Here is a 21,762-nt window from a genome sequence, read left to right on the forward strand (position 1 = left end):
AATGCCCTAAAAATGTGTTGCTTTTGATTGGGGCTCTGGCTTGTCTTTCCTTTTCAAAGAACGATCTGCCGCTCAAAGCGACAATTACTATCATACCAAGTAGGTAAGTGAAAGTCAACAACTTTTTAAGAAATATATTATTTCCGGCTGCTGTTTTTTCGCCTCTCTCGGAAGCGCATGTATAAATATATCACCGTGGCTCTAAGCGGTCAACAATTTTTTATAATTTCTTTTAAAAAATGCAGAAATAAATTAACGTATAATTAGCTATTCATTCCATAAGACCTTTTATAGGCCTTTCCTTTGCATTCTGATTACTAACTGCTTCGGATTTTATGCTATTCTAGTGGTATGTAATGGAAGAAAGGAGAGAATTGAACGTTGGCCGATATTCATTGGAATGATAAAGAATTATTGATTTTTGATCTGGATGGCACTCTATATGAGGATACTGAACACTTTGATTATTATGCTGAACGGCTGGCTGCTTTTATTGCAGACAAAGACCGGCCTGCGTTTTTCTCCGAGTACGAAGCTGTTCAAAACGGTGAACGTGATCTGCAGATAGGTACAGCATATGATGCAGAAAACGACCGGATTCTCTACCTCGACCCGGTCACCACCCAACCAGTAAGAGTCGTCAATTGGAGCGGGAGAGAAATAAAACCTTCTGTTTGGGCGGAAGAGTATAAGAACCTTTCTTTTGACTTTGACAGAAAAATAGCTATCGGGGACGGATGGTGGCCTCCCCATGCTACTGCCAGACATTTCGGAGTTTCGAAAGAAGAAGCCTACGCCGCTTACGTGGAAACAAAAACATATATGTCATCTGAGTCCTTCCAGCTTTCCCAGACTCCTTCGCTTCGGTCCGGCCTGCAATGGCTTCAATCTAACGGCAAGCAGATGGTGTTAGTTACCAATAGCGACGATGAAGATGCAGAATCTATTTTACAGCAATTAAACCTTCATGATCTGCTTCCTCCCTACACTAGAATTACTTCTGCCAACAAACCAGCCGAAACGAAAGATCATTACGAAAAATTATTGGAGGAGTACCGGGTGAGCCCCCAGGAAACGATGGTCATTGGGGATAACTTAATGAATGATGTAATGCCCGGCGTTCTGCTCGGGATTGAAGGCATTCATATAGGCCCTTTAGCTGATTCTCCTTCTAAATATATTTATACTGTTCCATCTCTGCAGCAGCCGATGGAAAATCTCATCCAATACAATAAATAGAAAAAAGCCGCCCGCAGATATCTGCGGGCGGCTTCTGTTTATTGACTGCTATTCAACAGGCACTTTGTTCATAATAGTTGACGCCAATTCATCATAAAGCTCACCGATTGGATGTTCCGGCTGATAAACAGATGGGGCAAACACACTATCATCTTCAAGCGGCTGTCCCAATGGAATGCGGCTAAGAATGCCAACCTTTAACTCATCAGACAGGCGGTCTGCCCCGCCCTCACCAAAGACATATTCTTTCTCACCGCTGCGGCTTTCATAATAAGCCATGTTTTCAATAATACCCAATACACGGTGATTGGTTTTTATCGCCATTGCTCCGGCACGGGCTGCTACAAATGCTGCCGTCGGGTGCGGCGTAGTGACGATAATTTCCTGACTTTCCGGCAGGGTAGTGTGAACATCGAGTGCCACATCCCCTGTACCCGGCGGAAGATCCAAGAGCAGGTAATCAAGGTCTCCCCACTCCACTTCGTTAAAGAAGTTGTTCAGCATTTTTCCGAGCATCGGGCCTCTCCATACTACCGGAGCGTTATCCTCTACAAAGAATCCCATCGAAATGACTTTAACGCCGAAACGCTCTACCGGATAGATCCGTTCATCCTGTACTTTCGGCCGTTCTTCAATGCCCATCATGTCCGGTACGCTGAAGCCGTAAATGTCTGCGTCAATAATACCTACTTTTTTTCCGGCACGGGCCAGCGCCACAGCTGTATTTACTGTAACCGTAGATTTACCAACTCCGCCTTTACCGCTTGCAATGGTAATAAACTGAGTTTTGTTATCCTCGGATAAAATCTTCGGTCCTTCTTCCCCTTTTAGGCCTCCGGCTTTTTCTACTTCTTCGGGTTCAAGAGTCTCAAAGCGGAGTCCTACTGAGTCGGCCCCGGCCTCTTTGATCGTATCCACTACCTGCTGCTGCATCTGCATTTGTTCGGGAGTACCAGTCTTTGCCAATGCTATTTTTAAACGCACTTTGCTGTCATCTTTGACACTGATACTGCGGATGCCGCCGGTTTCAACAATCGGCTTCCCCAGATCAGGATCTTCTATGGACTGAAGTGCTTCGCGCACCTGTTCTTCTGTAATCACATTGCACACCTTCCTTCTCTAGACTATAGCTGTAACTATTGGAAACATTCCTTATCTAGCATACCGTTTTTAAGAAGCATATTTCAAACGTTTACAACTAAAACCTGCTGTTTTTCTCTATATACAAGCAAACAATACAAAAAGAAAACCCCCTCTGCTGAATGCAGAAGGAGTTTCCGGGTAAAGAGATGAATTAACGCTTCGAGAACTGTGGCGCACGACGTGCTGATTTGAGACCGTATTTTTTACGTTCTTTCATACGTGCGTCACGAGTCAGGTAGCCTTCAGATTTCAGTGTAGGACGGAAATCCGGGTCTACTTTCAAGAGAGCGCGCGCTACTCCGTGACGAATAGCACCAGCCTGGCCGGTGAAACCGCCGCCTCTTACAGTTACTTTAATGTCATAAGAACCTTCCGTGCCTGTAGCAGCGAGTGGCTGCTTTACAACAAGCTTCAATGTTTCAAGGTTGAAATACTCGTCGAGTTCACGGTCGTTTACAGTGATTTTTCCATCGCCTGGCTCAAGAAAAACTCTAGCCGATGAGTTTTTCCGGCGTCCAGTACCGTAATATTGTACTTGTGCCAAATGTAGTCCCTCCTTTTATTTTAACCGCGCAGCTGCAGTTCTTCTGGTTGTTGTGCGTGGTGTTTGTGCTCTGGGCCTTCGTATACGAATAACTTCTTGCCTTGTTCGCGGCCAAGAGTATTTTTCGGAAGCATGCCTTTAATAGCAATTTCGAGCATTTTTTCTGGTTTCTCACGGCGCATGTCGTCTGCGCGTGTAGATCTCAGTCCACCCGGATAACCGCTGTGACGGTGATAATACTTTTGAGAAAGTTTTTTCCCGGTTAAGTGGATTTTTTCTGCATTAACAATAATCACGTTATCCCCAACGTCAATGTGCGGGGTATATTGTGGCTTTGTTTTACCGCGAAGGATTGCAGCGACTTCACTGGCAAGACGTCCGAGTGTCTGGCCTTGTGCGTCTACTACGTACCATTTGCGTTTTACGTCGCCTGGCTTAGCCATGTATGTCGTACGCATAGTTGTTTCCCTCCTAAATCAATTCTCTGCCGATTATATCATCGATCACTTGTCATATTTACGCTCATCATTCCGTATCCCGGGGCAGTGGGACGTGAAATGCCAAATAACATCGTATAATAATAGGGGCCAAATGTCAATGTTAAAACACCAGGAAACGTTGTTTTTTTATAATCAATTTTTTCCGTAGCCGGCTACGCTTTCAGCTGGCCTTAAAGACTGTTAACGCACGACCAGCCAGAGTACTGTGTACAGTGCGCAGCCTGCGGCAAAATACCGGAACGTGCTCTTCCGGTGCTGAGGTATTTCTTCCTGCATTACCTGATAAATAATACCCCCGGAAATAAACGCATAGATAACTGAGACCCACTCGTCCTTTAAATCAATGAGCAATCCAAAGAGCCAGCCTGCTAAAACTCCCGCTACTAAAAGCCACCGGCCAAATTTATCAAAGAGACGATGATTGATGGAGCGCATGCTGATATCTGAGGTTAACAGATAGACCGAAAGGGCAGCGAAATAAAAGACAGTTTCCTTTGCTGTGCCCATTTGGCCATGAAGCAGCAGGTAGCCTACGATAACATTAAACAATGTATAAAATGTAAGCGGAATTAAAAAGTAGAGGTTCCCGCTCCGAAGACGATCCCTCACGCTGTCTTCCCGATGAAATGAATGAGCAACCTTTTCAAGGGCATAGGTTAAAAGCAGGCCTCCCATAGCCACCAGGTAAGCATCATTATTTACCGTTTCTAAAAAAGCAGTACTGGTCTGGCTGTCAATCTGCTTTTGAGAAGTGCTCAAATTTGGCAGAGTGATAGAAAACACGTAAGCGATCGCTACTCCACCGGAAATCGAAATCAGCTTGCGGCGACCTGCGTTGGATATACGTCCGACAAATTTAACCGCAGCATGGACAGCAGCAAAAACCAGGACGAACAGAAAACTTACAAACGTCATAACCTCAGCTCCCTTAATTTTCTACCCACTACTGCTTTTTATAACCGGCCTGGATAAATACTTTCATCTGTCAGTAATTCACCTTCCAAAGATACAGACCGTGGCCGGGGGCCGTGTTACCGGCAGCAGCCCGCTCCTTCGCTTCAATAATAGATTTCATTTCTTCAGGGGAACGGTTGCCCTTTCCTATTTCGAGAAGCGTTCCTACAGCAATGCGAATCATATTGTATAAAAAGCCCGACCCGCGGAACGTAAACCACAGCTCCTCCCCGTCTAGCGTAGCATCTGCTTTGTATACCGTGCGGGTTTTTTCCTTCACGTCGGTATTGGCAGCGCAAAAGGAGGAAAAGTCGTGCTCCCCTTCAATGTAGCGGACTGCCTTCTGCACAGCTTCAACGTCCGTTGGATATGGGTAATAAAAGGCATGATTTCGGCGAAACACGTCACGCTCCTTACGCAGCAGCACGCAGTACCGGTACTCTTTCTCCACTGCGTCAAAACGTGCGTGGAAATCTTCATTGGCATACGCGGAGTGCCAGACGTGGATATCTTTTGACAGAAAGGATTCAAGGGCCTTTCCCCATTTGTGCTCCGGCAGCTGCAGCGGAGAATCAAAATGGAATACCTGGCCTTTTGCATGCACACCTGAATCCGTCCGGCCTGAAGCATGGATTGGCACATGGACACCTTTGTGCATTTTCTGGAGCGCCTCCTCGATTTCTCTCTGGACCGTCCGGCGGCCCGGCTGCACCTGCCAGCCTTCAAAAAACGTACCATCATACGCTACTGTTGCTTTCACTCTAGGCATTGGACTTTCCTCCTTTCGTTTACTGGCGTAAAAACAATAAAATAACTCCAAATGCCGCGATCAGAACGCAGCATAAAGTATCTCTCCAGCCCCACACGAGCAGACGGAGCTTTGTCCGCCCTTCTCCTCCGTTATAGCCGCGGGCCTCCATAGCATAGGCCAAATCCTCCGCCCGGCGGAAGGCACGTACAAATAACGGCACTAGAAGAGAAACAAATGCCTGCATCCGGTCCCGCATGGAGCCTTTGTTAAAATCAGCGCCGCGGGCCGTCTGGGCTTTAATAATTTTTTCTGTTTCCTGCAGGAGCGTAGGAATAAACCGGATCGCAATCGACATCATCATCGCCACATCGTAGGCGGGAAACCTAAAGCGCTCGAGCGGGGAAAACATTTGCTCTAATGCATCTGTAAGGTCAATCGGGCTCGTTGTCAGCGTTAAAAGCGACGTGAAATACACGAGCAGCAGCAAGCGAAGAGAAATAAACAGTCCCTGGCGGATGCCTTCCTCATAAAACGAAAATATACCGATCGAAAAGAGGATGTCTCCTTCTCTTGTAAAAAAAGCGTGCAGAAAAAATGTTAATATCACTAAAATAAATACCGGAAACATTCCCTTGCGGATATATCGAAATGGCACTCCGGAAAGAAAATAAACGGCTATCGCCGCCGCTCCGAAAAGCGCATATCCATTCCAGCTGTTCACGAGAAAAACTACAATGATTAAAAACAATACGGCGGCAATCTTCGCCCGGGGATCCATATGATGAAGAAAGGAGCGCCCCGGCAGATACTGGCCGATTATGACATTTTCAAACATGTGGCACCTCTCCGTTCTGAACGGCCTGCTCCCAGTAATCTGCAGCTTCTGCCGGAGAAAGCTTATAATGGGGGAAGCGGATGCCGCTGTCCCGTTCAATCTGCTGAAGCACCCGTACCTGCTCCGGGATATCCAAATCCATTCCCTGCAGCTTTTCCCGCTGGGCATAAATGGCTTCCGGTTCTCCCTGCATTTTGATCTCTGCATCCTCCATCACATACATGTACTCAGCAAATGCAGCCGCCTCCTCCATTTGATGCGTAATCATAATCGTTGTCGGCTGATACATAAGCTGCCAGTTCATAAATAGCTCCAGAATTTCTTTTTGTCCCTGGGGATCGAGACCAGCAGTTGGTTCGTCCAGAATAAGAATGTCCGGGTTGGTGGCAAGCACCCCGGCTATTGCTACCCTCCGCATCTGCCCCCCGCTCAGCTCGAACGGCGAGCGCTCCAGCAGTGTTTCACTAAGCCCCACCTGCTGCAGCAATTCTGGAAGCTTCTTTTGTATCTCCGCTATGTCCATTCCCTTATTTTTCGGCCCAAACAATAAATCTTTTTCGACGGTTTCCTCGAACAGCTGGTGCTCGGGATACTGAAACACCATTCCTACATGACTCCGCACCGCTTTGACCATTTTTCGCTTTGTTTTGGCTTCCAGCTGGTAATCCCCTACTGTTACCACGCCGGCGGACGGCTTAAGCAGTCCATTGATGTGCTGCACAAGTGTTGATTTCCCGGAGCCGGTACGCCCAATAACAGCCGTCACTGAAGAAGAGCGGAAGCAGGCATCTATGTTTTTAAGTGCTAATGTTTCAAACGGCGTTTTTTTCATATACACATGGCTTACGTTTTGAAAATTCACATCCATGCTGCTACTCTCCTTCAACCATGGTACGGAGCGTTCGTATATCGATCCTCCGCTTCTTTGCTTCTCTGTAAAGCTGATATTTATACGGAAGGGGCATCCCTTCTGCCTCCATCCATTCCAGCTGATCCGGGATGCTGGCCGTAGTTACATCTTTTTCGATTCGTCCTGCTTTCATGAACCAAATACGGTCGGACATAAAGGCTTCTTCAAGATAATGAGTAATCGATACGATTGTGATGCCCGATTCGCGGCACAGCCGGTTCATTGTTTCCAAAATTTCTTTTCTGCCATTCGGGTCAAGCATGGAGGTCGATTCATCAAACACCATCACCTGAGGACGTAAAGCAAGAACTCCGGCTATCGCCGCCCGCTGCTTCTGGCCTCCCGACAGGCGGTGCGGCTCCATATGTAAAATATGCCCGATGTTTACCCAGCGGCTGACTTCGTCAATGCGTTCGAGCATTACTTCTCGCGGAATTCCGGCGTTTTCCATTCCAAAAGCAATATCGTCACGCACCGTCGGAGCCACAAACTGATGCTCAGGGTTTTGGAAAACCATCCCCACTTCCCGCCGAATCATTTGCAGAGAATTCTCATCTGTTGTCTTTTTACCCAGCACAAGAACAGCCCCTCCGGTCGGCTGGGAAAGGCCGTTAAAGAGACGGGAGAGTGTCGATTTCCCGGAACCATTGGCTCCTATAATCGAAAGCCATTCCCCTTTATGAATCTTTTTATTTAATCCTTTCAACACCTTTTCGTCGCTTTCCTCGTATTGATATTCAAGATTCTGGAGTTCGATAATCGCCATGCCTCTCCCCTCCCTTTAATGTTCGATTTTTGCATAGAAAAAAAGCAAGACGCAGTCTTTACAGACATCGTCCTGCCTCTTTTACATGTTACCTTCATTTGCAAATGAAAGAAATGTATAAACGAGGGCTTCCCGTTTATACAAGTTCGATAATAGCCATTTCAGCAGCGTCTCCACGGCGCGGTCCGAGTTTCAGTACGCGCGTGTATCCGCCTTGACGGTCTTCGTAACGAGGACCGATTTCAGAGAACAGCTTCTGAACAGCATCCTGGCCTTCTTCATTAGCTGTTTCCTTGCGAACGAATGCAGCTGCCTGACGGCGGGCGTGCAAATCTCCACGTTTTCCAAGAGTAATAATTTTTTCTGCGATCGGCTGTACTTCCTTCGCTTTTGCGTGAGTTGTTTCGATCCGGCCGTTAATAATAAGGTCGGTAGTCAAATCACGAAAGAGCGCTTTTCTTGCCGATGTGTCGCGTCCAAGCTTTGAGTATGGCATTACAATTCCCTCCTTTGATCAAACAAATATTTATGATTAGTCCTCTTCGCGCAATCCGAGGCCGAGCTCACCGAGCTTTTCCTGAACTTCTTCCAGCGATTTGCGTCCGAGGTTGCGGACTTTCATCATATCTTCTTCTGACTTCTGCGTCAGCTCCTGCACAGTATTGATGCCTGCGCGTTTCAGGCAGTTATAAGAACGGACCGAAAGATCAAGCTCTTCAATTGTCATTTCAAGCACTTTTTCTTTTTGGTCTTCCTCTTTTTCCACCATAATCTCCGCATTCTGTGCCTGATCGGTCAGGCCGATAAAGATATTCAAGTGCTCATTCATGATTTTTGCACCAAGGGATACTGCCTCTTCGGGACGGATGCTGCCGTCTGTCCAGACATCCAACGTTAACTTATCGTAGTTGGTAATCTGTCCGACACGGGTATTTTCCACCTGGTAATTTACGCGCTCGACCGGCGTATAAATAGAATCAATGGGAATGACACCGATTGGAAGGTCGTCGCTGTTGTTTCCCTCAGCCGGGACATAACCGCGTCCGCGATGAGCGGTAAGGCGCATATGCAGGTTGGCGTTTTTTGATAACGTAGCGATGTGAAGATCCGGATTTAGAATTTCCACGTCGCTGTCGTGCGTGATGTCCCGTGCAGATATCGTACCTTCTCCCTGCACATCCACTTCAAGCACTTTTTCATCATCAGAGTACACCTTTAAAGCAAGCTTTTTCAAATTCAAAATAATGGTTGTTACGTCTTCAAGTACGCCTTCAATCGTAGAAAACTCGTGAAGAACCCCATCGATTTGAACCGTAGAAACCGCTGCTCCCGGTAACGAGGATAAAAGAATACGACGCAGGGAATTCCCCAGGGTAGTACCATAACCACGTTCCAATGGTTCAACAACAAATTTGCCAAACTTGGCATCTTCGCTCACTTCGACCGCTTCAATGTTAGGCTTTTCAATTTCGATCATTTGTTTGCGTACCCTCCTTCAAACGTCGTACATCCGGCAGCCGGTGCCGGAAAGTAAGGAAAACAGGAAAGCGAAATGCAAAAGCACTCCTTCCAGCCTGAATCCTTTGCAATAGTCATGTTCGCTTTCAGTTATGCACGTGGACGTTTTGGCGGGCGGCACCCGTTATGAGGTACTGGCGTAACATCACGAATGACCGTAACTTCTACACCGGTTGCCTGAAGGGAACGAATTGCAGCTTCACGTCCAGCTCCTGGACCTTTCACTGTAACTTCTACGCTTTTCAATCCGTGTTCCATTGCAGCTTTTGTTGCTGTTTCTGCAGTCATTTGAGCTGCGAATGGAGTGGATTTACGGGAACCTTTGAAACCAAGCACTCCAGCGCTTGCCCATGCAAGTGTGTTTCCCTGGACGTCCGTAATGTTTACAATCGTGTTGTTAAACGTCGAGCGGATATGAGCCACACCCGACTCTATATTCTTGCGCTGACGGCGTTTACGTGGTGCGTTCGACTTTGCTTTTGCCATAATAGGTAACCTCCTTTATGAATAAATTATTTACGTTTGTTTGCTACTGTACGACGCGGACCTTTACGGGTACGGGAATTGTTCTTCGTGTTTTGTCCGCGAAGCGGCAGTCCACGACGATGACGGATTCCACGATAGCTTCCGATCTCCATCAAGCGTTTGATGTCGAGGGACGTTTCACGGCGAAGATCCCCTTCTACCGTATGGTTGTTATCAATAGCCGTACGGATACGGGCGAGTTCGTCTTCAGTTAAATCACGCACACGGGTGTTTTGGTCAACGTCAGCTTCGTTCAGAACCTGAACTGCAAGCGATTTGCCGATGCCGTATACGTAAGTGAGTGAAATAGCAATACGCTTATCACGCGGAATATCTACTCCTGCAACACGTGCCATGCGGGCACCTCCTTTTTATTATCCTTGTCTTTGTTTATGCTTCGGGTTCGAGCAAATTACCATTACCGAACCTTTACGGCGAATAACTTTACAATTGTCACAAATCTTTTTAACGGAAGCTCTTACTTTCATTTTCCATTTACCTCCTTCACTGCATGCATGCCATGCATTGGTAAGAGTGCTCAAGAATGAACTTGCGGGTCTATTTGTAGCGGTACGTAATACGTCCGCGGGAAAGATCGTACGGTGAAATTTCTACAGTTACTTTATCACCAGGAAGAATCCGGATAAAGTGCATACGAATCTTACCGGAAACATGCGCTAAAATTTTGTGTCCATTTTCAAGCTCGACACGAAACATAGCGTTTGGAAGAGGCTCAACCACCGTACCTTCCATTTCAATAACATCATCTTTAGCCATGAATTAATTCTCCTTTTCAAATAAGGCTTCTTGTTCAAAAAAGGTGTAAAGAGCGTGCCGGATTTTCGCGTTAGTCACTCGGCCGGTTTCTATTAAACTCGACTGTACCTCCGGCGAAATATACGAAAGCAATTCTACGTGGGACGTGTTTTTCTTCTTTCCCCGATCGAACTTTCGTCTTTCCCCGTCCGCCAGCATCAGAAACTTATCATCCAGCACATCGATTACTACCGCGTACTGACCAGCTTCGCGCCCCCGGGTCACTCGAACGATTTGTCCCAGATCGGGTCGCCTTGACTCCGAATCTTTCATGCATGCATCCTCTTTTCCTTAGGCTTCGTTAGGATTTAGCAACCTGAAACCGTAATAAACGGACCAGGTTGTCCAACCATCGGAGAGGGTGTATACGTGTTTGCTCTAGGCAAATTCAGTGTACCCCTAAAATGATGGTATTGCATCATGTTCCCGGGTCGTATCCGATGGGCTCCGCGTTACTTATGAAACGCTTCTGCCACATCGCACTTCCCGTATTATAACGAGTTCCCGACCCGTTTTACAAACAATCATGCACGAAGGTCTTTCAAGAGTGCTTCAATGTCATGAAATACTTTATCTATATCCTGATCTCCATCGATGTTACGGAGATATCCTTTTTCTTCATAGAAATCAATCAGCGGCTGCTGCTGTTCAATGTTTACTTCCAAACGGCGCTTAACCGTTTCCGGTTTATCATCATCGCGCTGAACGAGTTCACTTCCGTCTACATCGTCAATCCCTTCCTGCTTCGGCGGATTGTAAATCACGTGATAAGTCCTGCCTGAAGAAGGGGAAACGCGACGGCCGGTAAGACGTTCTTCAAGTTTTTCTTTTGGAACATCGATGTTCAGTACGTAATCGAGCTGCCTGCCCATATCCGCCAGCATTTTTTCCAGTGCACCAGCCTGCGCCGGAGTTCTAGGAAAACCATCGAGCAAAAATCCGTTTCGGCAGTCTTCTTTCTGCAAACGTTCTTCAACAATACCGTTTGTGACTTCGTCTGGAACTAAATCACCAGCATCCATGTAAGACTTTGCCTGTCTGCCAAGCTCGGTCTCTTCTTTAATGGCTGTGCGGAACATATCCCCAGTAGAAATGTGGGGAATATTGTATTCTTCACTAATTGTTGCAGCCTGCGTGCCTTTTCCAGCACCCGGCAGCCCCATCAATATCAGATTCACGCTATCTCCTCCAACGACTATTTTACCCGAAGGGAAGCGGCATAGGCGAGCTTCGTCTTCGAGGCCAATTCTATTTAATGAAACCGCGATAGTTCCGTTTAACTAACTGGCTTTCTACTTGCTTCATCGTTTCCAAAGCAACCCCTACAACGATTAGAAGGCCTGTACCGCCAATTTGAATCGACTGTGGGAGACCCATCTGTGTGATGAAAAAGACTGGAATGATGGCAACCACGGTTAAAAACAGGGCTCCGACGAATGTAAGCCTGTAGAGCGTCCGCCGGATGTACTTTTCAGTGGCAAACCCTGGGCGTATGCCGGGAATGTAGCCACCCTGCTTTTTCAGGTTCTCCGTCATTTGTTCGGGATTCACCTGCACAAAGGCATAAAAGTACGTAAACGCAATGATTAAAGCTGCATATACGACCATTCCTATAGGCTGCGTATAATCAAAGTTATTTACAATCCAGTTGGCAATCGCATTCTCTTCCCCAATAAAGCTCGCTGCTGTTGGCGGAAAAATAAATAACGCCAAAGCAAAAATTACCGGGATAACCCCTGCAGCGTTTACTTTTAAAGGAAGATGTGTCGACTGGCCGCCAACCGGGCTCCGTCCAACAGTTCGTTTTGCGTATTGAATAGGAATTTTGCGCAGCGCCTGCTGTACAAAAATGACGCCTACAATAATAGCAAGAACTGCTACTGCCAGAAGCGCTATAGTGATAATGCCTATATATAACTCTCCGCCAGCATCCTCGATCTGCGTCGCATAAATTTGGTTGATTCCATTAGGAATACCCGCCGCAATACCGGCAAAGATCAGGATAGAGATACCGTTCCCCACACCTTTTGCAGTGATTTGCTCACCAAGCCACATTAAAAAAGCCGTGCCGGCTGTCATTATCAACGCAATAAATATATACTTTGCAGCATTTGGGTCCGGAATAAGCCCTGGAAAATAGTTGTTAAACCCAACTGACATTCCAAGTCCCTGAACAAACGCAAGAACAATAGTAAAATAACGGGTGAACTGATTCAGTTTCCGTCTTCCTGTTTCCCCCTGCTTTGCCCATTCTGAAAATTTAGGCACAACATCCATACGAAGCAATTGTACCACAATTGAAGCGGTAATGTATGGCATGACGCCCATCGCAAATATGGAATACTGCGACAGCGCCCCGCCTCCAAACGTGTTTAAAAAGCCAAATGCACTTGCTTCATCAGAGAAATTTAGCACCTGGCGGTTTGTTCCAGGCACCGGAATAAAACTTCCGATCCGAAATATAATCAACATGGCTAAGGTGAACAACACCTTGTTTCGAATGTCACTCACACGAAACATGTTGATAATCGTGCGGAACATTAGACCACCTCGGTTTTTCCGCCTGCTGCCTCAATTGCTTGCACTGCTGAAGCAGAGAACTTGTTCGCGTGCACCTGAAGCTCTTTCTCCAACTTGCCGTCGCCTAAAATTTTCACGCCATCTTTGTACTTGCTGATTACGCCTTTTTCAAGCAACGCTTCTGGAGTTACTGTTGTACCGTTGTCGAAGCTGTTGAGCGTTTCCACATTAACAATAGCGTACTCTTTACGATTAATATTCGTAAAGCCGCGTTTTGGCAAACGCTTGAAGATAGGGTTCTGCCCACCTTCAAAACCTGGACGTACACCACCGCCGGAACGGGCGTTCTGCCCTTTTTGTCCGCGGCCGGAAGTTTTGCCGTTGCCGGAAGCCGGCCCGCGGCCTACACGGTTACGCTGTTTGTTTTTGCCTTTTGCAGGCTGAAGTTCGTGGAGTTTCATGTTGCCACCTCCCTGTCATTTAGGAATGAAATTTATTAGTTCAGTTCTTTTACCGTCAGCAGGTGAGCTACTTTGTTCACCATACCGCGGATTGCAGGATTGTCTTCTTTTACTACCGTACGGTTGATTTTATGCAAACCAAGTGTACGGACTGTAACACGTTGTTCTTCCGGGCGCCCGATCATACTGCGGGTAAGGGTGATTTCCAATTGTTTGGCCATTTGCTTTCCCCCCTTATCCTAACAATTCTTCGACGCTCTTACCACGCAATTTAGCTACTTCTTCAGCTGTTTTCAAAGAAGTTAATCCGTTGATAGTAGCGCGAACCATGTTAATAGGATTGTTGGAACCGAGAGATTTCGACAGAATGTCCTGTACGCCGCCAAGCTCTAAGATGGCACGTACCGGTCCTCCAGCGATTACCCCAGTACCTTCAGATGCAGGCTTCAATAGAACGTTGCCTGCGCCGAAGTGACCAGTGATTTCGTGTGGAATAGTTGTTCCTACGATCGGAATCTGTACAAGGTCCTTTTTAGCGTTTTCTACCGCCTTACGGATTGCTTCTGGTACTTCAATAGCTTTACCCTGGCCAAAGCCGACGTGGCCGTTACGGTCTCCAACTACTACGAGTGCTGCAAAGCGGAAGTTACGTCCACCTTTTACAACTTTTGCGACACGGTTGATGGTTACAACACGTTCTTCAAGCTCCAGTTTATTCGGATCAATACTTTGCATTCTTGTCCCTCCCTTACTTTTTAGAATTTTAGTCCGTTCTCGCGGGCTGCTTCAGCGAGTTCTTGAACACGGCCGTGATAAACAAATCCACCCCGGTCAAAAACGACTGTGTCATAGCCTTTTTCTGTAGCACGCTTGGCGAGAGTTTCTCCGATTTTGCGGGCTGCCTCTTTATTGCCGCCATTTTCGATTCCGGAATTTTTCTCCATTGTCGATGCTGCTGCCAGAGTCACTCCTGCTTCGTCGTCAATCAGCTGCGCATAGATATGCTTTGCAGAACGGAAAACGTTCAGACGAGGACGTTCTGGTGTGCCGCTGATTTTGCGGCGGATACTCATATGGCGTTTCTTACGTTTTTCATAACTTGTTGCTTGAGCCATCGTACAGTTCCTCCTTTCGTGCTTGTTGCGATGTTAATTAACCGATTATTTACCCGTTTTACCTTCTTTACGGCGAACTTCTTCACCTTCGTAGCGGATTCCTTTGCCTTTGTAAGGTTCAGGAAGACGCACAGAGCGAATGTTGGAAGCTACTGCCCCGACGCGTTCTTTATCAATACCGCGGACGGTCACTTTCGTGTTAGAAGGTACTTCAATATCGATTCCTTCCTCGGAAACAAATTCTACCGGGTGGGAGTAACCAACGTTTAACACTAACTTCTCGCCAGTCTTTTGCGCACGGTAACCTACGCCGACGAGCTCGAGGTTCTTTTCGTACCCTTTTGTTACACCTTCTACCATGTTGTTTACAAGGCTTCGGGTCGTACCATGAAGCGAACGGTACGTTTTATTGTCAGAAGGGCGTTCAAAAGTCACTTCCGACTCTCCAATATTCACAGTAATAACCGGGTGAAGATCACGGCTCAATTCACCTTTTGGTCCTTTAACTGTTACTGTATTTCCTTCTTTAGCGATTGTTACGCCTTCTGGAATTTCGATTGGTTTCAGGCCAATACGAGACATATTGCACACCTCCGTTCTTTATAACGATTTTATTACCAAACGTATGCGAGTACTTCGCCGCCAACGTTTTGTTTTCTTGCTTCTTTATCAGACATAACACCTTTAGATGTAGAAATCACTGCGATACCAAGTCCGCCCAGCACTTTAGGAACCTCGTTGGATCCTGCATAAACACGGAGACCTGGTTTACTGATACGTTTGATACCGGAAATAACTTTCTTGTTTTCCGTACCTGTTTTTAAGAATAAGCGGATCATTCCCTGTTTTTTATCATCGACATATTCAACGTCGCGAATGAAACCTTCCAGCTTGAGGATTTCAGCGATTTCTTTTTTAAGGTTCGATGCAGGAAATTCTACTTTCTCGTGGTTCACCATGTTTGCGTTGCGGATACGAGTAAGCATATCAGCAATCGGATCTGTCATGACCATTTGAATACCTCCCTCCCAGTTACGGGGTCGTGCGCCGGCGCCTGCCGGCGTTTACGTGAATAATTTATTTTTGAAATGGCATGCCCATTTGATCGAGCAGCTCGTAAGATTCTTCATCAGTAGAAGCAGTAGTAACGATAACGATATCCATTCCGCGTACTTTTTCTACCTGATCGTAGGAAATTTCCGGGAAGATCAATTGTTCGCGTACACCAAGCGTGTAGTTGCCACGGCCGTCAAATGCTTTGTTTGACACACCGCGGAAGTCACGGACACGTGGAAGCGTGACGTGGATTAATTTCTCCAGGAAGTCATACATACGTGCTCCGCGCAAAGTTACCTTTGCACCGATTGGCATACCTTCACGAAGTTTAAATCCTGCAATAGAACGTTTTGCTTTTGTAATCAAAGGCTTCTGCCCGCTGATTGCTTCCAGCTCTTCTACTGCTTTATCCAATGAGCGAGGGTTTTGTACTGCTTCCCCAACACCCATGTTAATAACAATTTTATCAACCTTCGGTACTCCCATTACGGAAGAGTAGTCGAATTTCTCGTGCAGACTCGGTACGATTGATGTTTGATACTTTTCTTTTAAAGCGTTCATTCGTGTGACCTCCTCTCGTCCTTTGTCTTACTTAGTTCAGGGCTTCACCTGATTTTTTGGCGACACGTACTTTTTTGCCGTTCTCTACCTTGTGACCAACACGTGTTGGTTCGCCGGATTTCGGATCAAGCGGCATAACGTTTGATACGTGAATGGCAGCTTCTTGGTTTAAGATACCGCCTTGTGGGTTTTCCTGGGAAGGCTTCGCATGTTTTTTCACGATGTTAACACCTTCGACGATTACACGTTCCTGTGCAGGCATTGCTTTAAGGATAACGCCTTCTTTGCCTTTATCCTTGCCGCTGATTACTTTTACTTTTTCACCCTGTTTAACATGAAGCTTATTTTGGGCCATTTTCGCACCTCCTTAACGGGACATCACGACTTCGCATGATATTTGTATTACAGAACTTCCGGTGCAAGGGAGATAATTTTCATATACTGCTCATCACGAAGCTCTCTTGCTACTGGGCCAAAGATACGTGTTCCACGTGGTCCTTTGTCCGTACGTACGATTACAGCTGCGTTTTCGTCAAAGCGAATGTAAGAACCGTCTGGACGGCGAACGCCGCTGCGGGAACGTACAATAACTGCCTGAACTATTTCGCCTTTTTTGACAACGCCCCCTGGTGTTGCTTGTTTGACAGAGCATGTAATCATATCACCGATATTAGCAGTTTTACGGCCGGAACCGCCTAAAACTTTTATGCACTGTACTTCGCGGGCACCAGAGTTATCCGCTACTCTTAAGCGTGATTCTTGTTGGATCATAAGTCACGGTACCTCCTTTCTTTAAAAACGATTTAAAGAATAACTGATTCTTCTATTACTTTCACGAGACGAAAACGCTTGTCTTTCGAAAGCGGGCGGGTTTCCATGATCTGGACGATGTCGCCAACTTTTGCAGTGTTTTCTTCATCGTGGGCTTTAAACTTTTTGGAGTCTCTGACACGTTTGCCGTACAACGGGTCTTTTTTATAAGTTTCAACAACAACAGCAATCGTTTTATCCATTTTATCGGATGTCACGCGGCCGTTATAAACCTTACGGTTGTTACGTTCTTCAGCCATATTGGTTTAACCTCCTTTTCCTTTTAGCCTTTGTTCATCCCGAGTTCACGTTCACGCAACACGGTTTTGGCACGTGCAATATCTTTTCTTACAGTACGGATGCGGGCGGGATTTTCCAACTGACCAGTCGCTAATTGAAAACGAAGGTTAAAAAGTTCTTCTTTCAGGCTTTTTGTTTGGTCTTCGATTTCTACTGTGGTTAGATCTCTCAATTCATTAGCTCTCATTTGCCTCACCACCCACTTCTTCGCGTTTCACAAATTTCGTTTTAATCGGTAACTTGTGAGCTGCAAGTCTCAAAGCCTCACGGGCAATTTCTTCGTTAACCCCGGCAATTTCAAACATGATCTTTCCTGGTTTTACAACAGCTACCCAGCCTTCAGGAGAACCTTTACCGGAACCCATGCGGACTTCGAGGGGCTTCGCTGTGTATGGCTTGTCCGGGAAGATTTTGATCCAGACTTTACCGCCACGTTTCATATAACGAGTCATAGCGATACGTGCAGATTCGATCTGGCGGTTCGTGATCCAGGAAGCTTCCACTGCCTGCAGTCCGTACTCGCCAAAAGTGATTTCTTTGCCGCCTTTTGCACGGCCTCTCATTTTGCCACGGTGTTCGCGACGATACTTTACGCGTTTTGGCAATAACATATTAGTTGCCTCCTTCCTCTTTGTTCGTTCCTTTCGTTGGAAGGACTTCTCCTCGATAAATCCAGATTTTTACACCCAGTTTACCGTACGTTGTATCTGCTTCTGCAGTGCCGTAATCAATATCTGCACGCAACGTATGGAGAGGTACTGTTCCTTCACTGTATCTTTCAGAGCGGGCGATGTCTGCGCCGCCTAAGCGTCCGTTTACTTCTGTCCGGATCCCTTTTGCTCCTGCGCGCATCGTACGCTGAATAGACTGTTTCATTGCACGACGGAAAGAAATACGATTTTCAAGCTGGCGGGCAATGTTTGCCGCTACGAGACGGGCATCCATGTCTGCCTGCTTTATTTCTGCAATGTTAATGTGAACCCGCTTGTTAGTCAGGTTGTTCAAGTCTTTACGGAGTGCTTCCACTTCCGAGCCACCGCGGCCGATAACCATTCCTGGTTTCGCAGTATGGATCGTAATATTCACACGGTTTGCCGCACGTTCGATTTCCACAGTAGAAATAGAAGCGTCAACGAGCTTCGTTTCGATGTGACGGCGCACTCTGTAGTCCTCATGAAGCAAAGTCGCGTATTCTTTTTCCGAATACCATTTCGATTCCCAATCACGGATGACTCCAACACGAAGTCCGATAGGATTAACTTTTTGTCCCACGCGTTATCCCTCCTTTTTTTCTTCGACGATTACAGTAATGTGACTCGTACGTTTGTTAATGCGGCTTGCGCGCCCCATTGCACGTGGGCGGAAACGTTTGAGTGTTACTCCCTCGTCTACGAATGCTTGGCTGATGTAAAGATTTTCTGGTTCCATCTCATAGTTGTGCTCTGCGTTGGCGATAGCAGAGTTAATAACTTTCTCAACAATCGGAGACGCCGATTTTGGCGTGTTCTTAAGGATGGCAATAGCTTCTCCGACGGATCTTCCCCGGACTAGGTCTATCACAAGACGAGCCTTGCGGGGGGCGATACGGATCTGCTTTGCTACTGCTTTTGCTTCCATGTTTCTTTACCTCCCCTCAGGTCTTATCTTTTCGTTTTTCTATCGTCATTTTTATGGCCTTTAAACGTTCTAGTTGGTGCGAATTCACCAAGCTTATGGCCTACCATATCTTCAGATACATAAACAGGTACGTGCTTGCGTCCGTCGTACACTGCAATCGTATGGCCGACAAATTCCGGGAATACTGTGGAACGGCGTGACCAGGTACGAATAACTTCTTTATTGTTCGAATCGTTTAGTCTCTCGATTTTATTCATCAAGTGCAAGTCGACGAAAGGTCCTTTTTTTAAACTACGACCCATGAGAGAACCTCCTTTCGCGATTAACCTGCGATTCCGGAGAACCGCAGCTTCATCTTTTTATTATTTTTTCTTACGGCGACGGCCACGCACGATATATTTATTGGAATCTTTATTGCGTTTTCTTGTTTTATAGCCAACTGCAGGCTGACCCCAAGGGGATACAGGTGCAACGCGTCCGATTGGCGCACGGCCTTCACCACCACCGTGTGGGTGATCGCTAGGGTTCATTGCGGAACCACGAACGTGTGGACGTTTGTTTAACCAACGGGAACGTCCGGCTTTACCGATGTTCACCAGCTCATGCTCTACGTTTCCAACCTGACCGACAGTTGCACGGCAGGAAGCGAGGATTAGACGGGTTTCACCGGAACGAAGACGCACGAGTACGTACTTGCCTTCTTTACCAAGAACCTGGGCTTCTGCTCCAGCGGAACGAACGAGCTGTCCGCCGCGGCCTGGCTTCAATTCGATGTTATGAATAACAGTACCTACCGGAATATCACGAAGGTCCAATGCGTTACCAAGTTTGATATCTGCACTCGAACCAGCCATGATTTCCTGACCGATTTTCAACCCTTTTGGAGCAAGGATGTACCGTTTTTCGCCATCAACGTAGTTGATAAGCGCGATATTTGCTGAACGGTTTGGGTCATACTCGATCTCAGCAACTTTACCTGGTACGTCGTTTTTATTACGTTTAAAGTCAATAACACGGTATTGACGTTTATGCCCGCCGCCCTGGTGACGACTGGTCATACGACCCTGGTTATTACGACCGCCTTTTTTATGAAGCGGTTCAAGCAGCGAACGTTCTGGTGTTTCTGAAGTGACTTCGCTGTGCTTGTTTACCGACATGTGACGGCGGCCGTTTGTGGTCGGTTTATACTTTTGGATAGCCATGCTCATTACCCTCCTTCGTATCTATTTGTTAATTAAGCACCTTCGAAGAATTCAATATCTTCGCTATCTGCTGTAAGCGTCACGATCGCTTTTTTACGGTTGGGTTTGTACCCTTCATGACGGCCAAAACGACGGAATTTACCTTTTTTGTTCATTGTATTTACTTTCTCTACCTGAACATCAAAGATTTCTTCAACCGCGTTTTTGATTTGGAATTTATTAGCTTTCACGTCTACTTCAAACGTGTATTTCTTTTCGTCCATCAAGTCAGCGGAGCGTTCTGTAATAACGGGTTTTTTAATTAGGTCACGTGCTTCCATTATGCGAACACCTCCTCTACTTTCTTCACGGCGTCCTGTGTCATAACCAATTTGTCATGTTTCACAACGTCCAGGACGTTTACACTGCTTGCCGTGAGGAATGTTACGTTAGGAAGATTGCGTGCAGACAGACCGACTGTTTCATCGTCGTTGCCGGTAACAATCAATACCTTCGTATCAATGGAAAGAGAAGAAAGTACTTTAACCATCTCTTTCGTTTTCGGAGCATCAAACTTCAGCTCATCAAGCACGACAAGATCATTTTCCTGTGCTTTGCTTGCGAGTGCTGATTTGATAGCCAGACGGCGAACTTTTTTCGGAAGCTTATAGCCGTAAGACCTTGGCGTCGGACCGAACACGATACCACCTTTCACCCATTGCGGGGAACGGATGGAACCTTGACGGGCACGGCCTGTGCCTTTTTGGCGCCATGGCTTGCGTCCGCCACCGCGGCGTTCGGAACGGTTTTTCACTTTGTGCGTTCCTTGTCGTAACGATGCTTGCTGCATGATTACTGCGTCATACAGGACGTGCTCATTTGGTTCAATACCGAAGACAGTGTCTGCTAATTCGATATCTCCTACGCGGGAACCGGTTTGGTTTAGTAAATCTACTGTTGGCATCTTGCGCCCTCCTTTCTATTATGCTTTTTCAGTGTTTGCTTTCACAGCGTTCTGTACTGTTACGTAGCTGCGTTTCGCACCAGGAACATTGCCTTTAACTAAAAGCACGTTGCGCTCGGTATCTACTTTAACAATCTCCAGGTTTTGTACTGTAACCGTGTTGTTACCCATACGTCCAGGGAGCTTTTTGCCTTTCAATACGTGGTTAGGGTCGATAACGCCCATCGCACCAGGGGCACGGTGGAAACGGGAGCCGTGCGTCATTGGTCCGCGGGATTGGTTATGGCGCTTGATAGCACCCTGGAACCCTTTCCCTTTGGATTTCCCAGTGACGTCTACGATATCTCCTTCTGCAAATGTTGCTACACTGACCTCTTGACCAACCTCGTAATCCTCTGGGTTTGTCCCGCGGATTTCTCTAACGAAGCGCTTGGGGGTCGTGTTTGCTTTCTCAGCATGTCCTTTTTCCGGTTTGATTGCGCGTGCTTCTTTTTTGTCGTGAAAACCTAGCTGAATAGCTTCGTATCCATCGGACTCAGTAGTTTTCTTTTGAAGCACAACGTTTGGCTCTGCTTCAATGACCGTAACTGGAAGCAGTTCGCCGTTTTCTTTAAACAGTTGCGTCATGCCGAGTTTTTTACCCAAGATTCCTTTGGCCATGAGTCACACCTCCTAA

At 46.6% G+C, this 21,762-nt stretch carries 37 protein-coding genes; 1 reads left to right on the top strand and 36 read right to left on the bottom strand.

Annotated features, from left to right (window positions below):
- Nucleotides 1–381: 381 nt before the first annotated feature.
- Nucleotides 382–1,239: an HAD family hydrolase gene (locus tag ACTRXF_RS13355; protein WP_474263657.1), complete on the top strand. Its 858-nt coding sequence runs from the start codon at nucleotides 382–384 to the stop codon at nucleotides 1,237–1,239.
- Between the two features lie 48 nt (nucleotides 1,240–1,287).
- Here the strand turns inward: ACTRXF_RS13355 and ACTRXF_RS13360 are convergent, their stop codons facing one another.
- The 36 genes from ACTRXF_RS13360 to rplC all read right to left on the bottom strand — a co-directional run bounded on the left by ACTRXF_RS13360 (nucleotide 1,288) and on the right by rplC (nucleotide 21,746).
- On the bottom strand, nucleotides 1,288–2,340 hold the full coding sequence (locus ACTRXF_RS13360; protein WP_462868219.1) for a P-loop NTPase: 1,053 nt from the start codon (nucleotides 2,338–2,340) through the stop codon (nucleotides 1,288–1,290).
- Between the two features lie 193 nt (nucleotides 2,341–2,533).
- On the bottom strand, nucleotides 2,534–2,926 hold the full coding sequence (gene rpsI / locus ACTRXF_RS13365; protein WP_091616686.1) for a 30S ribosomal protein S9: 393 nt from the start codon (nucleotides 2,924–2,926) through the stop codon (nucleotides 2,534–2,536).
- A gap of 20 nt (nucleotides 2,927–2,946) precedes the next feature.
- Nucleotides 2,947–3,384, bottom strand: a complete 438-nt coding sequence (gene rplM, locus ACTRXF_RS13370; protein ID WP_322527231.1) for a 50S ribosomal protein L13 — start codon at nucleotides 3,382–3,384, stop codon at nucleotides 2,947–2,949.
- 222 nt (nucleotides 3,385–3,606) lie between these two features.
- Nucleotides 3,607–4,341 (bottom strand): hypothetical protein, encoded by a 735-nt coding sequence (locus ACTRXF_RS13375; protein WP_474263655.1) that lies wholly within the window; start codon nucleotides 4,339–4,341, stop codon nucleotides 3,607–3,609.
- Between the two features lie 70 nt (nucleotides 4,342–4,411).
- Complete coding sequence (gene truA / locus ACTRXF_RS13380; RefSeq protein WP_474263653.1) at nucleotides 4,412–5,149, bottom strand: tRNA pseudouridine(38-40) synthase TruA; 738 nt, start codon at nucleotides 5,147–5,149, stop codon at nucleotides 4,412–4,414.
- A 19-nt stretch (nucleotides 5,150–5,168) separates the two neighbouring features.
- Nucleotides 5,169–5,966 carry an energy-coupling factor transporter transmembrane component T family protein gene (locus ACTRXF_RS13385; RefSeq protein WP_474263651.1) on the bottom strand — a complete coding sequence of 266 codons (798 nt, stop codon included), beginning with the start codon at nucleotides 5,964–5,966 and terminating at the stop codon, nucleotides 5,169–5,171.
- Complete coding sequence (locus ACTRXF_RS13390) at nucleotides 5,959–6,834, bottom strand: energy-coupling factor transporter ATPase (protein WP_474263649.1); 876 nt, start codon at nucleotides 6,832–6,834, stop codon at nucleotides 5,959–5,961. The genes ACTRXF_RS13385 and ACTRXF_RS13390 overlap by 8 nt, the downstream gene beginning before the upstream one ends.
- A 4-nt stretch (nucleotides 6,835–6,838) precedes the next feature.
- Nucleotides 6,839–7,642: an energy-coupling factor transporter ATPase gene (locus tag ACTRXF_RS13395; protein WP_474263647.1), complete on the bottom strand. Its 804-nt coding sequence runs from the start codon at nucleotides 7,640–7,642 to the stop codon at nucleotides 6,839–6,841.
- Nucleotides 7,643–7,778: 136 nt separating this feature from the next.
- Entirely contained in the window at nucleotides 7,779–8,138 is a 360-nt protein-coding gene (gene rplQ / locus ACTRXF_RS13400) for a 50S ribosomal protein L17 (RefSeq protein WP_022794495.1), read from the bottom strand.
- A 36-nt stretch (nucleotides 8,139–8,174) separates the two neighbouring features.
- On the bottom strand, nucleotides 8,175–9,119 hold the full coding sequence (locus ACTRXF_RS13405; RefSeq protein WP_022794494.1) for a DNA-directed RNA polymerase subunit alpha: 945 nt from the start codon (nucleotides 9,117–9,119) through the stop codon (nucleotides 8,175–8,177).
- A 131-nt stretch (nucleotides 9,120–9,250) separates the two neighbouring features.
- The gene (gene rpsK, locus ACTRXF_RS13410; protein ID WP_022794492.1) at nucleotides 9,251–9,646 is read right to left on the bottom strand and encodes a 30S ribosomal protein S11; all 396 of its coding nucleotides are present in this window, start codon (nucleotides 9,644–9,646) and stop codon (nucleotides 9,251–9,253) included.
- A gap of 26 nt (nucleotides 9,647–9,672) precedes the next feature.
- Nucleotides 9,673–10,041, bottom strand: a complete 369-nt coding sequence (gene rpsM, locus ACTRXF_RS13415) for a 30S ribosomal protein S13 (protein WP_022794491.1) — start codon at nucleotides 10,039–10,041, stop codon at nucleotides 9,673–9,675.
- Between the two features lie 18 nt (nucleotides 10,042–10,059).
- Entirely contained in the window at nucleotides 10,060–10,173 is a 114-nt protein-coding gene (gene rpmJ / locus ACTRXF_RS13420; RefSeq protein ID WP_084687350.1) for a 50S ribosomal protein L36, read from the bottom strand.
- 70 nt (nucleotides 10,174–10,243) lie between these two features.
- Complete coding sequence (gene infA / locus ACTRXF_RS13425) at nucleotides 10,244–10,462, bottom strand: translation initiation factor IF-1 (protein ID WP_022794490.1); 219 nt, start codon at nucleotides 10,460–10,462, stop codon at nucleotides 10,244–10,246.
- 3 nt (nucleotides 10,463–10,465) lie between these two features.
- The gene (locus ACTRXF_RS13430; protein WP_022794489.1) at nucleotides 10,466–10,774 is read right to left on the bottom strand and encodes a KOW domain-containing RNA-binding protein; all 309 of its coding nucleotides are present in this window, start codon (nucleotides 10,772–10,774) and stop codon (nucleotides 10,466–10,468) included.
- Between the two features lie 251 nt (nucleotides 10,775–11,025).
- Entirely contained in the window at nucleotides 11,026–11,679 is a 654-nt protein-coding gene (locus tag ACTRXF_RS13435; protein ID WP_022794488.1) for an adenylate kinase, read from the bottom strand.
- A 70-nt stretch (nucleotides 11,680–11,749) separates the two neighbouring features.
- The gene (gene secY, locus ACTRXF_RS13440) at nucleotides 11,750–13,042 is read right to left on the bottom strand and encodes a preprotein translocase subunit SecY (protein ID WP_322527237.1); all 1,293 of its coding nucleotides are present in this window, start codon (nucleotides 13,040–13,042) and stop codon (nucleotides 11,750–11,752) included.
- The gene (rplO, locus tag ACTRXF_RS13445; RefSeq protein ID WP_298788697.1) at nucleotides 13,042–13,482 is read right to left on the bottom strand and encodes a 50S ribosomal protein L15; all 441 of its coding nucleotides are present in this window, start codon (nucleotides 13,480–13,482) and stop codon (nucleotides 13,042–13,044) included. Before rplO ends, secY begins: the two co-directional genes overlap by 1 nt.
- A gap of 35 nt (nucleotides 13,483–13,517) precedes the next feature.
- Nucleotides 13,518–13,703, bottom strand: coding sequence for a 50S ribosomal protein L30 (gene rpmD, locus ACTRXF_RS13450; RefSeq protein ID WP_022794485.1), 186 nt, complete (start codon nucleotides 13,701–13,703; stop codon nucleotides 13,518–13,520).
- A gap of 13 nt (nucleotides 13,704–13,716) precedes the next feature.
- Nucleotides 13,717–14,217 (bottom strand): 30S ribosomal protein S5, encoded by a 501-nt coding sequence (gene rpsE, locus ACTRXF_RS13455; RefSeq protein WP_022794484.1) that lies wholly within the window; start codon nucleotides 14,215–14,217, stop codon nucleotides 13,717–13,719.
- 20 nt (nucleotides 14,218–14,237) lie between these two features.
- The gene (gene rplR / locus ACTRXF_RS13460; RefSeq protein ID WP_298788702.1) at nucleotides 14,238–14,597 is read right to left on the bottom strand and encodes a 50S ribosomal protein L18; all 360 of its coding nucleotides are present in this window, start codon (nucleotides 14,595–14,597) and stop codon (nucleotides 14,238–14,240) included.
- A gap of 45 nt (nucleotides 14,598–14,642) precedes the next feature.
- Nucleotides 14,643–15,179, bottom strand: a complete 537-nt coding sequence (gene rplF, locus ACTRXF_RS13465) for a 50S ribosomal protein L6 (protein ID WP_474263643.1) — start codon at nucleotides 15,177–15,179, stop codon at nucleotides 14,643–14,645.
- 32 nt (nucleotides 15,180–15,211) lie between these two features.
- Nucleotides 15,212–15,610 (bottom strand): 30S ribosomal protein S8, encoded by a 399-nt coding sequence (rpsH, locus tag ACTRXF_RS13470; RefSeq protein ID WP_079475117.1) that lies wholly within the window; start codon nucleotides 15,608–15,610, stop codon nucleotides 15,212–15,214.
- A 64-nt stretch (nucleotides 15,611–15,674) separates the two neighbouring features.
- Nucleotides 15,675–16,214, bottom strand: coding sequence for a 50S ribosomal protein L5 (rplE, locus tag ACTRXF_RS13475; RefSeq protein WP_022794480.1), 540 nt, complete (start codon nucleotides 16,212–16,214; stop codon nucleotides 15,675–15,677).
- A 31-nt stretch (nucleotides 16,215–16,245) separates the two neighbouring features.
- On the bottom strand, nucleotides 16,246–16,569 hold the full coding sequence (gene rplX / locus ACTRXF_RS13480) for a 50S ribosomal protein L24 (protein ID WP_079475115.1): 324 nt from the start codon (nucleotides 16,567–16,569) through the stop codon (nucleotides 16,246–16,248).
- Nucleotides 16,570–16,616: 47 nt separating this feature from the next.
- Entirely contained in the window at nucleotides 16,617–16,985 is a 369-nt protein-coding gene (rplN, locus tag ACTRXF_RS13485) for a 50S ribosomal protein L14 (protein ID WP_079475114.1), read from the bottom strand.
- Nucleotides 16,986–17,017: 32 nt separating this feature from the next.
- Nucleotides 17,018–17,284: a 30S ribosomal protein S17 gene (rpsQ, locus tag ACTRXF_RS13490; RefSeq protein WP_462868226.1), complete on the bottom strand. Its 267-nt coding sequence runs from the start codon at nucleotides 17,282–17,284 to the stop codon at nucleotides 17,018–17,020.
- Nucleotides 17,285–17,307: 23 nt separating this feature from the next.
- Nucleotides 17,308–17,511, bottom strand: a complete 204-nt coding sequence (rpmC, locus tag ACTRXF_RS13495; RefSeq protein WP_091616711.1) for a 50S ribosomal protein L29 — start codon at nucleotides 17,509–17,511, stop codon at nucleotides 17,308–17,310.
- Nucleotides 17,501–17,935, bottom strand: coding sequence for a 50S ribosomal protein L16 (rplP, locus tag ACTRXF_RS13500; protein WP_022794475.1), 435 nt, complete (start codon nucleotides 17,933–17,935; stop codon nucleotides 17,501–17,503). The genes rpmC and rplP overlap by 11 nt, the downstream gene beginning before the upstream one ends.
- 1 nt (nucleotide 17,936) lies before the next feature.
- Entirely contained in the window at nucleotides 17,937–18,596 is a 660-nt protein-coding gene (rpsC, locus tag ACTRXF_RS13505) for a 30S ribosomal protein S3 (RefSeq protein WP_462868227.1), read from the bottom strand.
- Nucleotides 18,597–18,599: 3 nt separating this feature from the next.
- The gene (gene rplV, locus ACTRXF_RS13510; protein WP_022794473.1) at nucleotides 18,600–18,941 is read right to left on the bottom strand and encodes a 50S ribosomal protein L22; all 342 of its coding nucleotides are present in this window, start codon (nucleotides 18,939–18,941) and stop codon (nucleotides 18,600–18,602) included.
- Nucleotides 18,942–18,964: 23 nt separating this feature from the next.
- Complete coding sequence (rpsS, locus tag ACTRXF_RS13515; protein ID WP_022794472.1) at nucleotides 18,965–19,243, bottom strand: 30S ribosomal protein S19; 279 nt, start codon at nucleotides 19,241–19,243, stop codon at nucleotides 18,965–18,967.
- Nucleotides 19,244–19,303: 60 nt separating this feature from the next.
- A complete protein-coding gene (rplB, locus tag ACTRXF_RS13520) occupies nucleotides 19,304–20,143 on the bottom strand; it encodes a 50S ribosomal protein L2 (protein ID WP_022794471.1) in 840 nt (279 codons plus the stop codon).
- A gap of 32 nt (nucleotides 20,144–20,175) precedes the next feature.
- Nucleotides 20,176–20,463, bottom strand: coding sequence for a 50S ribosomal protein L23 (rplW, locus tag ACTRXF_RS13525; protein ID WP_022794470.1), 288 nt, complete (start codon nucleotides 20,461–20,463; stop codon nucleotides 20,176–20,178).
- Nucleotides 20,463–21,086 carry a 50S ribosomal protein L4 gene (gene rplD, locus ACTRXF_RS13530; RefSeq protein ID WP_022794469.1) on the bottom strand — a complete coding sequence of 208 codons (624 nt, stop codon included), beginning with the start codon at nucleotides 21,084–21,086 and terminating at the stop codon, nucleotides 20,463–20,465. The genes rplW and rplD overlap by 1 nt, the downstream gene beginning before the upstream one ends.
- Nucleotides 21,087–21,104: 18 nt before the next feature.
- Nucleotides 21,105–21,746, bottom strand: a complete 642-nt coding sequence (gene rplC, locus ACTRXF_RS13535; RefSeq protein ID WP_079475105.1) for a 50S ribosomal protein L3 — start codon at nucleotides 21,744–21,746, stop codon at nucleotides 21,105–21,107.
- Between the last annotated feature and the right edge of the window lie 16 nt (nucleotides 21,747–21,762).

The sequence above is a fragment of the Marinococcus sp. LNHM3E3-2.2 genome, from assembly GCF_056034385.1.

Bases quoted from the DNA above. Each gene is read 5' to 3' on its own strand.
- rpsK (WP_022794492.1), bottom strand. From the start codon at position 9,646: ATGGCAAAAGCAAAGTCGAACGCACCACGTAAACGCCGTCAGCGCAAG.
- rplO (WP_298788697.1), bottom strand. From the start codon at position 13,482: ATGAAACTCCACGAACTTCAGCCTGCAAAAGGCAAAAACAAACAGCGT.
- ACTRXF_RS13390 (WP_474263649.1), bottom strand. From the start codon at position 6,834: ATGGATGTGAATTTTCAAAACGTAAGCCATGTGTATATGAAAAAAACG.
- rpsS (WP_022794472.1), bottom strand. From the start codon at position 19,243: ATGGGTCGTAGTTTAAAAAAAGGACCTTTCGTCGACTTGCACTTGATG.
- rplE (WP_022794480.1), bottom strand. From the start codon at position 16,214: ATGAACGCTTTAAAAGAAAAGTATCAAACATCAATCGTACCGAGTCTG.
- rplW (WP_022794470.1), bottom strand. From the start codon at position 20,463: ATGGAAGCACGTGACCTAATTAAAAAACCCGTTATTACAGAACGCTCC.
- ACTRXF_RS13395 (WP_474263647.1), bottom strand. From the start codon at position 7,642: ATGGCGATTATCGAACTCCAGAATCTTGAATATCAATACGAGGAAAGC.
- rpsM (WP_022794491.1), bottom strand. From the start codon at position 10,041: ATGGCACGTGTTGCAGGAGTAGATATTCCGCGTGATAAGCGTATTGCT.
- rplV (WP_022794473.1), bottom strand. From the start codon at position 18,941: ATGGAAGCAAAAGCAGTAGCAAAGCAGATCCGTATCGCCCCCCGCAAG.
- rplF (WP_474263643.1), bottom strand. From the start codon at position 15,179: ATGTCTCGTATTGGCCTGAAACCAATCGAAATTCCAGAAGGCGTAACA.
- rplN (WP_079475114.1), bottom strand. From the start codon at position 16,985: ATGATCCAACAAGAATCACGCTTAAGAGTAGCGGATAACTCTGGTGCC.
- ACTRXF_RS13430 (WP_022794489.1), bottom strand. From the start codon at position 10,774: ATGAAAGATTCGGAGTCAAGGCGACCCGATCTGGGACAAATCGTTCGA.
- rplR (WP_298788702.1), bottom strand. From the start codon at position 14,597: ATGGCTCAAGCAACAAGTTATGAAAAACGTAAGAAACGCCATATGAGT.
- rpmJ (WP_084687350.1), bottom strand. From the start codon at position 10,173: ATGAAAGTAAGAGCTTCCGTTAAAAAGATTTGTGACAATTGTAAAGTT.
- rplP (WP_022794475.1), bottom strand. From the start codon at position 17,935: ATGTTATTGCCAAAACGCGTAAAGTATCGTCGCGAACACCGTGGCAAA.
- rpmC (WP_091616711.1), bottom strand. From the start codon at position 17,511: ATGAGAGCTAATGAATTGAGAGATCTAACCACAGTAGAAATCGAAGAC.
- infA (WP_022794490.1), bottom strand. From the start codon at position 10,462: ATGGCTAAAGATGATGTTATTGAAATGGAAGGTACGGTGGTTGAGCCT.
- ACTRXF_RS13385 (WP_474263651.1), bottom strand. From the start codon at position 5,966: ATGTTTGAAAATGTCATAATCGGCCAGTATCTGCCGGGGCGCTCCTTT.
- rplC (WP_079475105.1), bottom strand. From the start codon at position 21,746: ATGGCCAAAGGAATCTTGGGTAAAAAACTCGGCATGACGCAACTGTTT.
- ACTRXF_RS13405 (WP_022794494.1), bottom strand. From the start codon at position 9,119: ATGATCGAAATTGAAAAGCCTAACATTGAAGCGGTCGAAGTGAGCGAA.
- rplD (WP_022794469.1), bottom strand. From the start codon at position 21,086: ATGCCAACAGTAGATTTACTAAACCAAACCGGTTCCCGCGTAGGAGAT.
- rpmD (WP_022794485.1), bottom strand. From the start codon at position 13,703: ATGGCCAAACAATTGGAAATCACCCTTACCCGCAGTATGATCGGGCGC.
- rplB (WP_022794471.1), bottom strand. From the start codon at position 20,143: ATGGCTATCCAAAAGTATAAACCGACCACAAACGGCCGCCGTCACATG.
- rplQ (WP_022794495.1), bottom strand. From the start codon at position 8,138: ATGCCATACTCAAAGCTTGGACGCGACACATCGGCAAGAAAAGCGCTC.
- truA (WP_474263653.1), bottom strand. From the start codon at position 5,149: ATGCCTAGAGTGAAAGCAACAGTAGCGTATGATGGTACGTTTTTTGAA.
- rpsQ (WP_462868226.1), bottom strand. From the start codon at position 17,284: ATGGCTGAAGAACGTAACAACCGTAAGGTTTATAACGGCCGCGTGACA.
- ACTRXF_RS13375 (WP_474263655.1), bottom strand. From the start codon at position 4,341: ATGACGTTTGTAAGTTTTCTGTTCGTCCTGGTTTTTGCTGCTGTCCAT.
- rplM (WP_322527231.1), bottom strand. From the start codon at position 3,384: ATGCGTACGACATACATGGCTAAGCCAGGCGACGTAAAACGCAAATGG.
- secY (WP_322527237.1), bottom strand. From the start codon at position 13,042: ATGTTCCGCACGATTATCAACATGTTTCGTGTGAGTGACATTCGAAAC.
- rpsE (WP_022794484.1), bottom strand. From the start codon at position 14,217: ATGCAAAGTATTGATCCGAATAAACTGGAGCTTGAAGAACGTGTTGTA.
- rpsH (WP_079475117.1), bottom strand. From the start codon at position 15,610: ATGGTCATGACAGATCCGATTGCTGATATGCTTACTCGTATCCGCAAC.
- rplX (WP_079475115.1), bottom strand. From the start codon at position 16,569: ATGGCCCAAAATAAGCTTCATGTTAAACAGGGTGAAAAAGTAAAAGTA.